This is a genomic window from Sutterella sp. KLE1602 (assembly GCF_001578585.1).
Lineage (GTDB): Bacteria > Pseudomonadota > Gammaproteobacteria > Burkholderiales > Burkholderiaceae_F > Sutterella > Sutterella wadsworthensis_A.
The window spans coordinates 1-13,166 of the sequence record NZ_KQ968573.1 but is presented as its reverse complement, the minus strand read 5'-3'; the positions used below and the strand labels follow the sequence as shown (position 1 = coordinate 13,166).

At 63.6% G+C, this 13,166-nt stretch carries 11 protein-coding genes; 7 read left to right on the top strand and 4 right to left on the bottom strand.

Translation table 11 applies throughout. The annotated features are described in order from the left end of the window. Positions 1-190 precede the first annotated feature (190 nt). The gene (locus HMPREF3036_RS10450; protein WP_005437189.1) at positions 191-508 is read left to right on the top strand and encodes a hypothetical protein; all 318 of its coding nucleotides are present in this window, start codon (positions 191-193) and stop codon (positions 506-508) included. A gap of 80 nt (positions 509-588) precedes the next feature. On the opposite strand, the gene HMPREF3036_RS10445 is transcribed toward HMPREF3036_RS10450, so the two are convergent. After that, on the bottom strand, positions 589-1,947 hold the full coding sequence (locus HMPREF3036_RS10445) for an RluA family pseudouridine synthase (protein ID WP_062334259.1): 1,359 nt from the start codon (positions 1,945-1,947) through the stop codon (positions 589-591). 205 nt (positions 1,948-2,152) lie between these two features. Between HMPREF3036_RS10445 and HMPREF3036_RS10440 the strand changes: the two genes are divergently transcribed. The 4 genes from HMPREF3036_RS10440 to HMPREF3036_RS10425 all read left to right on the top strand — a co-directional run bounded on the left by HMPREF3036_RS10440 (position 2,153) and on the right by HMPREF3036_RS10425 (position 7,332). Next, complete coding sequence (locus HMPREF3036_RS10440) at positions 2,153-3,421, top strand: M20/M25/M40 family metallo-hydrolase (protein ID WP_062334262.1); 1,269 nt, start codon at positions 2,153-2,155, stop codon at positions 3,419-3,421. A gap of 985 nt (positions 3,422-4,406) precedes the next feature. Next, positions 4,407-5,054, top strand: coding sequence for an MFS transporter (locus HMPREF3036_RS10435; RefSeq protein WP_369818390.1), 648 nt, complete (start codon positions 4,407-4,409; stop codon positions 5,052-5,054). Positions 5,055-5,144: 90 nt separating this feature from the next. After that, entirely contained in the window at positions 5,145-6,017 is an 873-nt protein-coding gene (locus tag HMPREF3036_RS10430) for a toxin-antitoxin system YwqK family antitoxin (protein ID WP_062334256.1), read from the top strand. A gap of 115 nt (positions 6,018-6,132) precedes the next feature. After that, positions 6,133-7,332 carry a hypothetical protein gene (locus HMPREF3036_RS10425; RefSeq protein WP_062334252.1) on the top strand — a complete coding sequence of 400 codons (1,200 nt, stop codon included), beginning with the start codon at positions 6,133-6,135 and terminating at the stop codon, positions 7,330-7,332. 68 nt (positions 7,333-7,400) lie between these two features. Here the strand turns inward: HMPREF3036_RS10425 and HMPREF3036_RS10420 are convergent, their stop codons facing one another. Continuing rightward, the gene (locus tag HMPREF3036_RS10420) at positions 7,401-8,444 is read right to left on the bottom strand and encodes a tyrosine-type recombinase/integrase (RefSeq protein WP_062334249.1); all 1,044 of its coding nucleotides are present in this window, start codon (positions 8,442-8,444) and stop codon (positions 7,401-7,403) included. A 223-nt stretch (positions 8,445-8,667) separates the two neighbouring features. On the opposite strand from HMPREF3036_RS10420, the gene HMPREF3036_RS10415 reads away from it, so the two are divergent. Then, positions 8,668-9,150, top strand: a complete 483-nt coding sequence (locus HMPREF3036_RS10415; protein WP_062334246.1) for a LexA family protein — start codon at positions 8,668-8,670, stop codon at positions 9,148-9,150. Positions 9,151-9,278: 128 nt separating this feature from the next. Beyond that, the gene (locus tag HMPREF3036_RS10410; RefSeq protein ID WP_062334243.1) at positions 9,279-10,778 is read left to right on the top strand and encodes an FAD-dependent oxidoreductase; all 1,500 of its coding nucleotides are present in this window, start codon (positions 9,279-9,281) and stop codon (positions 10,776-10,778) included. A gap of 91 nt (positions 10,779-10,869) precedes the next feature. Here HMPREF3036_RS10410 and HMPREF3036_RS10405 read toward each other — a convergent pair whose 3' ends face one another. Beyond that, on the bottom strand, positions 10,870-11,592 hold the full coding sequence (locus HMPREF3036_RS10405) for a Crp/Fnr family transcriptional regulator (RefSeq protein WP_062334240.1): 723 nt from the start codon (positions 11,590-11,592) through the stop codon (positions 10,870-10,872). Positions 11,593-11,756: 164 nt separating this feature from the next. Next, positions 11,757-12,920 (bottom strand): molybdopterin-binding protein, encoded by a 1,164-nt coding sequence (locus HMPREF3036_RS10400; protein WP_082897459.1) that lies wholly within the window; start codon positions 12,918-12,920, stop codon positions 11,757-11,759. Between the last annotated feature and the right edge of the window lie 246 nt (positions 12,921-13,166).

The window sequence follows — 13,166 nt, the reverse complement described above, 5'->3', positions numbered from 1 at the left end:
AGCTGTCTGACGGTCAAAGTGAATCCTCTGTCTTAGACAGGGGAGCTTCAAATGTGCGCGCTCGGGAGGAGATCCATGAGAAGGGGCGGCCTGGACGGGACCGTCCATTCGGGCGCAGCATTCTGTATCATGAAGGCTCCGATCCCCCGGAACGGAACATTCAGGACCAACACACAAACGGAGACAACTCGTGGTTACGCTTCAGGAACTCCAGGCACGTCATTCGCCCGAAAAGCAGGCCCGCATCCGCGCCTTTGCGGAGGAGCTGCTCAAGACCTTCGAAGCCAATCATGCAACATACGTGAACGCCCGCAAGGCGCTTGAGGCCGCCGAGAAGGAGCGCCGCCGCCAGAAGGCGCTTGCACGCAAGCGCGCCAGAGCCGAGGCCGCCAAGCTCAGGGCCGCCAAGGCCAAAGCTGCGGAGAAGGCCGCGAAGGCCGAGGAAAAAACGAGGGAAAAGGCGAAGGCAAAGGCCGCTGAGGCGTCGAAGGAAAAGACGCAAGCCTGAACGCCAGCCCGAGAGGTCGGGCGGCGAAGGCAGACAAAAAGCAAACAGCCCCTGTGGGATTCCGCAGGGGCTGTTTGCTTTTAGAAGGTCGGAAAGTCGAACGGAGAGGTGATTTCGAGCGGGCGGCCCGTCATCGGGTGCGTGATCCTGAGTGATGCGGCGTGCAGGCAGAGCCTGTGCTCGCGGGTTTCCTCAAGGAGGCCGCGGGTGCCGTAGAAGGGGTCGCCGTCGATGGGAAGGCCGAGTCCTTCGGGGTGTGCGCAGTGCACACGCAGCTGATGGGTTCTGCCCGTGCGCGGGTGCAGGGACACGAGGCTCTTGAGGCCTTCGGGGGTGTCCTCGACGCCGATCACCTCGTAGTCGGTGAGGGCCTCGCGGCCGCCTTCGGAGACGGGCAGCACGCACTGCTTCGGGCGCTCGAACCAGTGAAGCGCGATCGGGAGTGCGATCGAGCCCTGCTGGCGCTCCTCGCCCTCGAGCAGGCCCTCGAGGCGCGCGATGTAGGTCTTCTGTGCGGTGCGGTCGGCGAAGGCGAGGTTGAGGGGCCTCAGGGCCTCCTTCGTCTTGGCGAAGGCGAGCACGCCCGAGGTGCCCATGTCGAGGCGGTGCACGACGAAGAGTTCGCCGCGGGTGCGCTCGAGGATCTCCCTTGCGCTCGTCGTCTCGCTGCCGCCGGGCACCGAGGCGAGCCTCGCGGGCTTGTCGACCACGACCATGAAGTCGTCCTCGTAGAGGACTTCCGGCTCGGCCGTCCCGGCGGGATCCTGCTGGGGACGCGGGGGCTCGTGGGGAATGCCCTCGAGGAGCTTCGAGAGCAGGAACCTTGCGCCCGACTTCGGGGCGCAGAAGGTGCCGTCGTGGCGGATGTCCCAGCCCGGAGACGGGCCCCGCCACCAGCTCGTGAGCGCGATGAGCCGGCTCGAATCCCTGCGGGCGGGGTCGGCATTGCGGCGCATCAGAAGGCGCACGCACGGATCGTCGAGTCCGTCGGTGAGAAAGCCGCGCCAGACGGCGCGCCTTGCGCGCTGCTCGCGTCCGCCGTGGTCGTCGTCGCGGTCGGGAAACGGCGCGAAGACCTCGGCGAGCACCTCCCTGAAGGTCGTCCCGCGGCCCTTGCCGTCGACGAGGAGCGCCTCGCGCACGTCCTCGTCCTCGACGCGGGGCTGTACGAGCGCGGCGGTCGCGTCCTGCCAACGGGTCATGAGCTCGGCCCGCACGGGCTCGAGCAGGGCTTCGGCCCGCACGATGCCGTCATGTTCGACGAGCATCAGGCCCACGCGTCCCGTGAATCCCGCGGGGACGAAGCCCGCAGCCTCGATGCGCCGGCGGGCCTCGAGAACGCAGGGGGCGGGGGCCGTGGTCCAGGGATCGGGAAGCAGGGCGGGGCGTCCGAGGACGAAGGGAAACTCGATGACGAAGGGCACTGAGGAAAGCGGCATGGGCGGACGGCGTCTGGAGGACGTAAAGTCGGACGGAAATGCAGGCATTTTAGACCAGCGGCATCTGATCGGGACTTTCCCGAAGCCCGTGCGGAAGAAACGGGCGGCGGGCATAGAATTTGGCGGCAAAGCCGCGCGCCCGCCGGAAAGGATTCGTGCGAGCGTGCGGACTATCCCTTTCTATTCAAACATGAGGATGGACATCATGACCGAACTGCCTCCGCTTCTTCCCGAGTACCTCGAGCCCGTCAGGGCGCTCTTTGAAAAGCCGCGCGTCAAGCAGGCGATGAAGCTCCTCGACGATGGCGCCGAGGCCGCGATGGTCATGCAGTGCGAGCTCTGCGAGATTCCTGCGCCGACTTTTCATGAAGAGGTCCGCGCCGCCGAGATCGTGCGCCGCATGAAGGCGCTTGGCCTCAAGGACGTGCACGTTGACGAGATCGGCAACGTGATCGGCCGTCGTCCCGGCAGGGGCGACGGTCCGGTGCTCGCCATCGGCGCGCACATGGACACGGTGTTCCCCGAAGGCACGCCGATCAAGGTCCGCCGCGAAGGCGACCGCTATTGGGCGCCCGGCATCGCCGACAACTGCTGCGGCCTGCGCTGCCTTCTTGAGACGATCCGCGCCTTCGAGGAGACGGGCGTCGAGACCGAAGGCGACATCTGGTTCGTCGGCACCGTGGGTGAGGAGGGCAACGGCGACATCCGCGGCTCCAAGCACCTTTTCAACGGCACGAACCATATCGACGGCTTCCTCGCCGTGGACAACGCCGACATGGGTCGTCTGCTTTACGCCGCCATCGGCAGCCATCGCTACCGCTTCACGATCACGGGTCCGGGCGGCCATTCCTGGACGAACTTCTCGGAATGCCCGAGCGCGGTCCACGCCATGTGCCTTGCGGGCGCGAAGGTCGCGCACGTGAAGGTGCCCGAAGGCCCGAGGACTACGTTCACGATCGGCACGATCAAGGGCGGCACGAGCGTCAACACGATCGCCGCCTCCTGCCAGGTCGACGTCGACATGCGCTCGCTCGACGACGGCAATCTTGCCGCGCTCGAAGCCATGATCTTCAAGTGCTTCGAGGAAGGCGTGGCCGAGGAGAACGCCATCTGGGGCGTCACGGATCCCGCGAAGCAGGTCAGGCTCGAAGTGATCATGATCGGCGACCGTCCGGGCGGCCAGCGTCCGCACGACTGCCCCGTCCTCCAGACGAGCCGCGCCGCCATGGACTGCCTCGGCCTCGAGCTCAAGCGCTACACCTGCTCCTCGACCGACGCCAACAAGCCCGTGAGCCTCGGCATCCCCGCCACCTGCCTCTCGGGCGGCGGCGCGATGTACCGGACCCACACCGTCGACGAGTACTACGACGCCATCCACATCGAGGAAGGCCCCAAGATGGTCTTCCTCACGGCCTGCGCACTCGCGGGCGCCGAGGGCATGAAGGCGCTTCTCCCGAAGCTCCCTGCCGCCTGAGCCTGAATCCGATTCCGTCTTCCTTATCGAAGACGACTGAAGGGGCCGCCCGCGAACGTCCGCAGGCGGCCCCTTTTCACGAAGTTTCGGGAGAGCGGGCGTCAGCTGCGGCGAAGTCCCTCTCGGAACGAGCGGAAACCCGCTTTCGCCACCTTCCGGGGTTCCCGACAACTTCGTAGCGGTAAGCGCAATCCCGCCCCACGCGCATCTGCAGGACCTGCATGAACCGACGATGCACGATCCTGCTCGACTCTTGAGCACGCAGTTTTGTATTACGCTAAGTAGAAATACTGAATTTTATAATTAAGATTTTTTACGTACGATAGTGAAAGTGCCGTATGGTGAGATCTCATCTGGTCATCCATTCCCGATGGGGGCTGAAGGGGTGATATTCGTGACGGCCGTTTGAGTTGTTGCGTGGCACATATTCCGAAATGGGTAGGACGGGTGAGGTTTCGGGCGAATTTAGGGTTTTGTGCGGGCCGCTCAAGGGAGCGCACGGATGTGACAATTGAATTTCGCACGGCGCGAAGGGGAGTGAGAATTGTTTTGTTCTCGTGTGCGGGCTGGGAGAGATTCGCGACGACGCGCTCGGGCGTCCGGTCGTGCGCCGTGCCAATGAAAAGAAAGAAATTTAGCGAGGGCAGCTTTTGCGCATGCTTCGAATTGCGGAAAACGCAATTCACGGTCTCGTCGCGGCGGATTCGCGAGTGAACGGGGGGCAAACGGGCGGGCGGATTCCCTGTATGCTTCTCTTGTCGCTTGTGCTTCCCGCCTACTTGCTTGCGGGGTTGCCGGCGTCCGTTCGGGAACGGATTTTGTGGGTCCGCCCCGAATTCAGCAAGATCTGCCGGTCGGTCGGTGGATTTGATTTTCAGCCCTGCTCCATGCGGTTGCAGGGCTTTTTTTGTCTCGGCGAGAGGCGTCGTGTTCTGGATTCTTATGCGAGCCTTAAGATTCGTACAAGGTTCGCGGATAGAATCGGATCATCCACGCGCAGTCCGAGGCGTCGTTCGATTCGCCTGCGGCGCATGCGGCAACCACAGCGCACAAGTACAGAACAAAAACGACAGCCATTCACGAAGAGGGCACGCCTCGAAACTCCCGTGCCTTTCTGATCGTCTTCCTGGCGTTTCTCTCCGCCTTTGGTCCGTTCGTGACCGACTTCTATCTTCCGACGCTTCCTGATCAGACGGTCGACTTCGGCGCGCCCGCCTCGATGGTGCAACTCGGTCTTTCCGCCACGATGTGGGGGCTTGCCGCCGGGCAGCTCTGGATCGATCCGCTTTCCGACACCCGCGGGCGCAGGATTCCGCTCGCGGCGAGCCTCACGGTCTTTTCGCTCGCGACGGCGGGTGCGGTTTTTGCGCCCGACATCGAGACCTTCATCGCGATGCGCTTTCTCGAGGGGCTCGGCGCCTCGGGTGCGGTCGTGATGTCTCGCTCGATTGCGGCCGACCTGCATGCGGGCAGGGAGCTTGCGACCCTGATGGCCGTCGTGGGCGCCATCCAGGGCATTGCGCCCGTCACCGCACCCATGATCGGCGCCCTGATCGCCGAGGCGGCGGGCTGGCGCGAGATCTTCATGCTGCTGCTCGCGATCGGCGTCTCGCTCACTGCACTCAGACGGTGAATGCCGCGGACGGGACTGCCCGATTTCGTGCGGGGCGCTTCGACTTGTGGCATTCTTTTAGGTTTCCGTACGCAAGTTTCGAGCCCGCCCATGATCAAGAGCCGCTTCACGCTGACGCTTCTCGGCGCCTGCGCCGTTCTCGCCGCCGCCTGGCCCTTCCGCTACCAACTCTATCTGCATCTGCCGTCAGAACCCGTCCATAGGCTTGTGGTGAAGGACGGCCTCTACTGGCTGAAGGGGAAGGTGTACAGCGGCCGCATCACCGAGACGGACGTCCTCAAGGGAGGAGGCCTCATCACGATCACGCCCGTGATCGACGGCGTCAGGGAGGGAAGGTCCGTCACGTTCGACGACGGCGAGCCCGTGGCCACGGCCGAATGGGTCGCCGGCAAGCTCGAGGGCCCCGCCGTCAGGACCTCACGCAGGACGGGACGCGTTCTCGAGGAAGCCTTCTACAAGGACGGGCGTCTTGACGGCGAACGCAGGCTTTACGGCGATGACGGCACCCTGCTCAGAAGTGAAACCCATGCGCGCGGCGTGCTCGACGGGATGGTGAGGGAGTTCGCGCCCGACGGCACGAAGCGTCTTGAGGCCGAATACAGGTCGGGGAAGCTCGAGGGAAGAACCCGCCGCTTCAATGAAAAGGGCGTGCTTGTCGAGGAGACGACTTATCTTGCGGGCGTGCGCCAGGGCCCGTTTGCGCTCTTTTTCGAGGAGACGGGCGAGCCCGCCGTGTTCGGGAACTACATGAACGATTCCTTTGAAGGGCGCGTGACGACCGTGAGGCCCGACGGCACCCGCGAGATCCGCTCCTACGTGAGGGGTGTTGAGAAGGGACCCGTCGAAATCTACGCGAGGGACGGGAAGAGGATCGACCCGGAGGCGGTGCAGGAGCCTGCCGCCGATGCGCCCGTCGAAGTCCAGGAGGCCGAAGAACACCTGCAGGAGAGGGAGGAGCCTTGAGACGGCGCTCTTCATGGGCACAGGCTGTTACATCCGGACATGAGTCGGACAGTCGCTTTTCCTATAATTTTCAGAATGCCTTCAATCGGAAAACATTCCTGAGAACACCCCGCTCATGAAAAGCGCATCCGTCTTATCCGTCCTCGCGGCCGGCACGATTGCCGCGATTTCCACTTCGGTCTGTGCAGGCTCGAACGGCACCGATGCCGTCATGCGCAGCCTCGACCAGGTCAACCGCATCTACACGCCCGAAAAGACGACGCACACGGAGCTTCTCCTGCGTCTCAACGACCTGGGCTGCCACTACCGCGTGAACAACCGCATGAAGGCGGACCCCGAGGACGTCATGAAGCACACCTTCGGGTGGTTCTACAGGCTTCTGCCCGACGAGCGCGGCATCGCCAACTGCTTCCCCGTCACGGTCTTCTTCCAGAACAGGGAGGACGGTCGCGACGTGATCGAGATCGACGGCGGCTCGGGCGGCGACCGCAAGGCGCTCATCAACGCGCTCAAGCGCCGCTGGGGCGAGCCTCTCACGACGAAGGGCCGCAGGCAGAACGCCCACTACTGGGTCTTCAACGCAGGCGACCGAACCATCGTCCTCAAGGAGATGGGCATCCTGCGCAACTACGAGATCGAGATCCTGCCCGTCTCCTACTATGACGCCGTCAAGCGCCGCATCGAGGAGGAGCAGGCGAAGGCCGAGGCCGCGAAGCAGGCTGAGCTGGCCGCCGCCCAACTTGCCGCCTCGAACCTCAAGGTCGCCGAGAAGGAGGCCCGCGAGCGCGAGGAGCGCATCGCACGCGCCCGTGAGACCGCCCGCACCCATGCCGGACGGCTCTTTGGCATTCTGACGCCGGGTGAAACCGACTTTCTCGTCGCTCAGGCCGAGGCCGAGGCCGCAGGCTGCAGGATCGAGCGCGACGGTTCGCTCGTGAAGACGGGCGAGGTACGCGGCGAGCCGTGCTTCATTCTGCCAGGCCATCCCGCACTTTCCGTCGAGCAGTTCAAGGGCGGACTCGGCTTCATGGTCCGCTACGGCGCGGACGGCAACGGCGTCGACGCCATGCGCATGAAGCTTTCGGCCCTCGGCCCCGTGTCGAGCTACGAAAACCGCGGCTCCATCAACCACTACTGGCAGGACGCGGGCATGACCGTCGTTGAGACGGGCCACGAGCGCCACGGCTCTCCCGTGAGCTTCCTCTTCATCTCCAAGGCCACCTTCGAGAAGGAGCTCGAGCGCATCCTGCAGGAAAAGGCCGAGGCCGAAGCCGAACACAGGCGCGAGAACGAAACGCTGCAGAAGATGTTCTGACGTGCTCCGGCGCCTTTCGCAGTTTTCGAAACGGTCCTCCCGAACTTGGGCAGGACCGTTTGGTTGGGTCAAATGAGGATTTTTCTCGTCGCCTCCTCGACCTCCTCGTCCTCGCGCTTGTCGTAGCGCTGGGTGGTGAGGACGGAGGCGTGGCCCATGGCCTTTCGCACGAGGTTGATGTCGGTGCCTGCGCCGAGAAGCCTCGTCGCGAAGGTTCGTCTGAGGTCGTGAGGTGAGAAGTCCTCGACGCCCGACTGGCTGGAGCGGGTCTTGAGGATCTGGTAGACGGCGGAGGAGGTGATGGAGTGGCCCGTCGAGATCCTGCCGTAGCGGCGCACCGCCAGGAAGACGTTGGGACAGGGATCGCCCGCCCTGGCCTCGAGCCAGACGGCGAGGCGCTCCCATACGGCGTCGGCCACCGCGACGCGGCGCTCCTTGTTGCCCTTGCCGCGGACCGTGATCGTGTGGCGCACGTGGTCGACCTGCTCAAGAAGGAGAGAGGCGATTTCGGATCGGCGAAGCCCGCAGCCGAGCGCGAGCGCGATGATGGCGGCGTCGCGCTTCGAGCGGATGTCGCCGTCGGCCTCGGTGGTCTTGAGAAGACGTCCCGACTCGGCGGGCTGGAGGGCGCGGCCCTTCGGTACGCGGCCGCCGCGCACGGACTTCACCTCCTTGATGGCTGCATAGGTCTGCAGCGGCATGAGGTTCTTGAGCCAGCACTGCTTGCAGGTCATCTTGATGACGGAGAGCTGCAGGTTGATGGTTGCGGGCGAGAGGCCCGAGCGCACGCGCGTCTCCCGGAAGGCAAGTACATGGTCGTAGGTCAGCATCTGCCACTCCATGGCGTGAAGGTCGGCGGCGCCGAAGAAGCGCGAGATCTGGTTGAGAAGCTGGATGACGCGCTTCTTCGACTGACCGTCGCCGAGCGTCATGACGTAGGCCTCGGCGGGATTGAAGAAGTCGCGGCGGCTCGGCATGACGACGGGCGCGGGAAGAGAGGAGTCCCTGAAGCAGAAGGCGCTGTCAAGGACGCAGCAGGAGTAGTCCCTGACGGGACGATGACGGACGATGGATGAAGCCACCATGATGAGCGGACGAAAAACAATGGACACGAACGATGGGCGAACCCTGAAAAAGGCGTGGTTCCGCAAGCTTGTGCGCGGAATTCACGCGTTGTCGCAAAAACTATAAACGTTTTTCAGGAAACACTCGTCCCCGCGTTTTGAGGCTGGATCGGTGACGGGTGAACGTGAGGAACATCGGTTTGGCTGAGGCAGGCTATGATTCAGGATACCCTGATCACCACGTCGCCTCTTCAAAAGAAGGATTCCCGTCATGCCCGCTCTTGAGTCCCGATCTGCCGTCCTTGAGTCCTGTCGCTGGGACGAGCTCGAGCCGCTCGGCTTTGCGCCCGCCGAGAGCGTGGCGGCGATCACCTGCGTCGAGCTCCGAGTGCCCTGTGGGTCTCCGTCTCCGATCGGGGAGGGCTCGGTGGGGAAGGTTGACCTCAACCGCATGCTCGTGAAGAATCCGCTCGCCACCTTTCTCGTGAGGTGCACGGGCACGGCCATGACGGCCGCGGGGATCGAGTTCGGGGACGTGTGCATCGTCGACCGTTCGCTTGACGCCAGGTCGGGCGACATCGTGCTCGCCTACATCAACGCCCGCTTCACGATGCGCCGCTATGAGGAATACGGAGAAGACGGACGCCGCCTAGTGCCCGTCGCGAAGGAAGGCGTTCATCCCGTCACCGAGATCACCGACAAGGACGACTTCAACATCGAGGGCGTCGTGACGGGGCTCTGCCGGAAGCTCTGACTGAGTGCACGGCCGTGAAAACCCTCGTGTGTCGGCGTGACGACACTCAGACGGCCTTGTCTCCTGCAGACTGAACGAAGAAGAGACCCGCGGACCGGGCGGGTCACGACCATGAACAGGAGATAGGAATGCACAAGTTTCTTCGCACGATGACGGCAGCGGCCGTCGCAGCCGCCATGGCGCCTGCCTTTGCCGCTGACGCAACTTACAATGTCGACGTTGTCGTCGTGGGCGCAGGCGCAGCGGGCACCGCCGCAGGCTGGGCCGCTGCCGAAAAGGGCCTCAAGGTCGTCACGCTCGAAAAGCAGGCGATGGTCGGCGGCACTGGCAAGTTCTCCGAAGGCATCTTCGCCGTCGAGAGCTCCATGCAGCGCAACTGGAACTACGGACTCACAAAGGACGAGGCCTTCCAGAAGATCATGAACTACGGTCATTGGCGCGGAAACGCCAAGATGGTGCGCGCCTTCGTCGACAAGTCGGGCGAGACCATTGACTGGATGCAGGCCAACGGCGTGAAGTTCGAGAAGCTCTTCTCCAACTATCCCAACGGCCTCTACACCTGGCACATCTATGAGGGCCGAGGTGCCGGCTGGATCAATCTCTTCCAGCAGAAGTACAAGGATGCGGGCCAGACGCTGCTGCTCAACACCTGGGGCAAGGAGCTCATCCAGGACAAGAACGGCACAGTGAAGGGCGTCGTCGCGACGAACAAGAACGGCGACAAGATCACCGTCAATGCGAAAGCAACGATCATCGCCACGGGCGGCTTCTTCGACAACAAGGAAATGCGCGAGAAGTACCTGCGCTTCCCTGATGCCGACGGCCTCGCCCAGAAGGGCAAGACCGGCGACGGCATCCAGATGGCCTGGTCCGCCGGCGGCGGTAAGGAAGGCTGCGAGGTTCAGGCCTCCTATCGCCCGGGTCCCCGCGGGATCGGCACGACGAACCACGTCTCCGCAACCGCCAAGCAGCCGCACCTGTGGCTCACGCCCAGGGGCGAGCGCTTCTGCGACGAGAAGATCATGCTTGAGTGGCCGTTTGCGGGCAATGCTCTCGAACGCATCGGCGGCACGATGTACGTCGTGTACGATCAGGCCACGCTCGACCACATGGAAAAGGACAAGGGCATTGATCTCGGTGTCGGTGTGATGGTTCCCGTCGGCACGAAGCTCACGAACTTCGAGAAGGAATGGGCTGATGCGGTCAAGGGCGGCTGGGCCTTCAAGGCCGACACGCTCGAGGGCCTTGCCAAGGCCACCGGCATGGATCTCAAGAAGCTCGTGAAGACCGTCGAGGCCTACAACGGCTTCTGCGCCGTGCGTCATGACGCCGAATTTGCAAAGGATCCGGCCTACCTGCGCGAAGTGAAGACGGGTCCCTTCTACGCAATCAAGTCGGTCGCTTCGTCGCTCGGCACGCTCGGAGGCATCAAGGCCAATGAACGCTTTGAAGTCGTGACGCAGGACGAAACGCCGATCCGCGGGCTCTATGCCGCAGGCAATGACGTGGGCGGCATGTACGGCGACTCCTACGACCTGCTGATGGCGGGCTCAACCGTCGGTTTCGCGGTCAACTCGGCCCGCATTGCGGTCGAATCGGCCGAAGCCTACATCAATGAGACGAAGTAAGGTCAGGACAGGCCTTCTGATGAAGGCTTCATGACATGAGGGGCGGCGGTCTTCGGACCACCGCCCCTTTCTGGTTGTGACAAATGGTGCGTCAGCCCATGTGCCAGTCCGGCAGGCAGCCGCCGCGATGCTCGATCCAGTCGTAGATGTCGTCGAAGAGCGTGGGAAGAACCTCGAGATGGCGACCGACGCGGCGGGCAAGTCCCGCACGGCGCCAGTCTCCGATTGTCTGTGCGACCGTCTGGCGCGTGAGGTTGACGGTCTGCCCGATGACCTCTGCGGGCAGGTCATAGGGAATCCGCATCCAGTCGGAGCCGATTCCGGCATGCTCATGAAGGAGCACGGCCTTGAGGAGGATCTTGACGCGCTGCTCGGGCGGGAGCGTGAAGTTCGCGATCATGCCTTCGAGCGTTGCCTCCTGCTTGCCGACGGCGTGATGGTACTTTTCGACGGCGAGCCCGGGATTCGTGAAGACGTGCCTTTCATAGAAGTCGGGTGCCGTGCACCAGACCTTGGAGGCCTGGACGGCCCGCGTCTCGACGTTGCAGCGGCGGCCGACGCTCGAGGTCATGTCGCAGAGCGTGGTGCCGGGAAGAAGGAGCGACATGATCGTCGAGTGCCCCGTCGTTGCTCCCGCCACGAAGTAGGCGCAGATGCCTTCTTCAAGCAGAAAGAGCCTGTTCGCATCGCCGCCGCGCTTGAGAACCTCGCCTGCCGCCACATCGCGAAGCGTCCCATGCTCGCGGATGAGGTCCGCAATGCGCGCAGGTTCTCTCGGGCAGACGTAGGGAAGGGCAAAGAAGATCTGTCTCATGGGCGGTCGTTGTCGGGGTGGATGGTCCTGAAGAAAGTATACCGAGGGCAGGAACATCAAAGGAAAGCCCGGGAGTCCTGAGTGAGTAACGACAAAAGAAAAAAGGAGCGCCGCAGGGAGAGGTCCCGTGCGGCGCATGCTTTTCTGTTCGGATGCGGTTTCGCTCAGTTGAAGAACCGCTCGACCGGTACAGTCTCACCCGCCCTGAGGCTTCTGGGCTTCACCCTCACTGTCCCCGCCTCGACGGCGAAGAGTCTTGTGCGGCAGCTTCCCTTTCGGACGGGCGTGGCGACGAGGCGCCCCTCCTCATTCCGGTCGAGCGTCACGCAGAGGTCGCCCTCGGCGTCGATGTCGGCGTCGCACGCAAGCGTTGCATCGACCACTTCCCTGCGGGGGAGCGTGAGGCCGAAGTCCTCCTCGAGCATGGGGAGGAGCACGCGCTGGATGATCATGACGGCTCCGAGAGGATTGCCGGGAAGTCCCACGAGCGGCGTGCCGCCCAGGTCGGCAAGCACGAAGGGCGGGGCGCCCTTCACGTCGCCCGTGCCCTCGATGACCGTGCCGCCCGCAGCTGCAATCGCCCTGCGGGTGAGGTCGTGGGTGCCGCGGCCCGTGCCGCCGATGCTCACGATGAGGTCGATCCCGTCACGTCTTTCGAGCGCGCGGGCGATCTCGTCCGCGTCGTCGGGGAGGCGGACGATGCGGCTCCGTTCGATCCCTGCGGCGTCGAGAAGCGCCTGCAGATACACCGCATTGCTCGCGCGGCGGCAGGCGACGGGATTCTTCGGGCCCATGGTGATCTCGCTCCCCGTCGCGAGGATCAGGATTCTCGGCGTGCGCGATACCTGCACCTCCTCGATGCACGCTTCGCTCAAAAGCGCCGTCTCGCGAACGCCGAGCCTCGTTCCCTTCCTAAGGATCACCTCGCCTCGCCTTCTGTCAGCGCCGCGTCGGAGAACGTGTCGCTCTGAGGCGACGGCCTGCCGGGCGGCCGCACGATCGTCGGGACTCGCGGCGGCGATAACGGCATCACATCCAATGGGTATCATTCCGCCCGTATTGATCCATCGCGCGCGTCCTCTTTTCAGGGGTTCAGGGAGGGTGCCGTTTAAAAGCGACACTTCGTCGATATCTCGATGATCGTCACGGGATGAAACCGCCCAGCCGTCGCGCATGGCAAGGTCGTATGGCGGTATGTCCGACGCCGCGACGACGTCGACGGCGAGCGTTGCGCCCCGCGCCCATTCAAGGGGACGGGTTGCCGATTGAAAACGCCCGTAGCAGAGTCGTTTTCGCTCGAAGGGCTTCAGGATGAAGAATTCCGACATGGTGTGGTCCGGGGGCTTGACCGTGTGTTGTGCTGAGAATCCGAAGGCCTGAGACCCTCGGGGGCATCCTAATTATGTATATGAGCAGCCAAAGGGATGTGTAAGGATTACTACTTTCGGATGACTCGTGTCAAAAGGTCGGTTTGTTGACTATTGAATACAGGCTTAAGAGCCGCATAATTCCCACCGTCAGAAGCACCAACGAGCCCCCCAAAAAAAGGTTCATCTCGGAAGTCCGTGGAACGC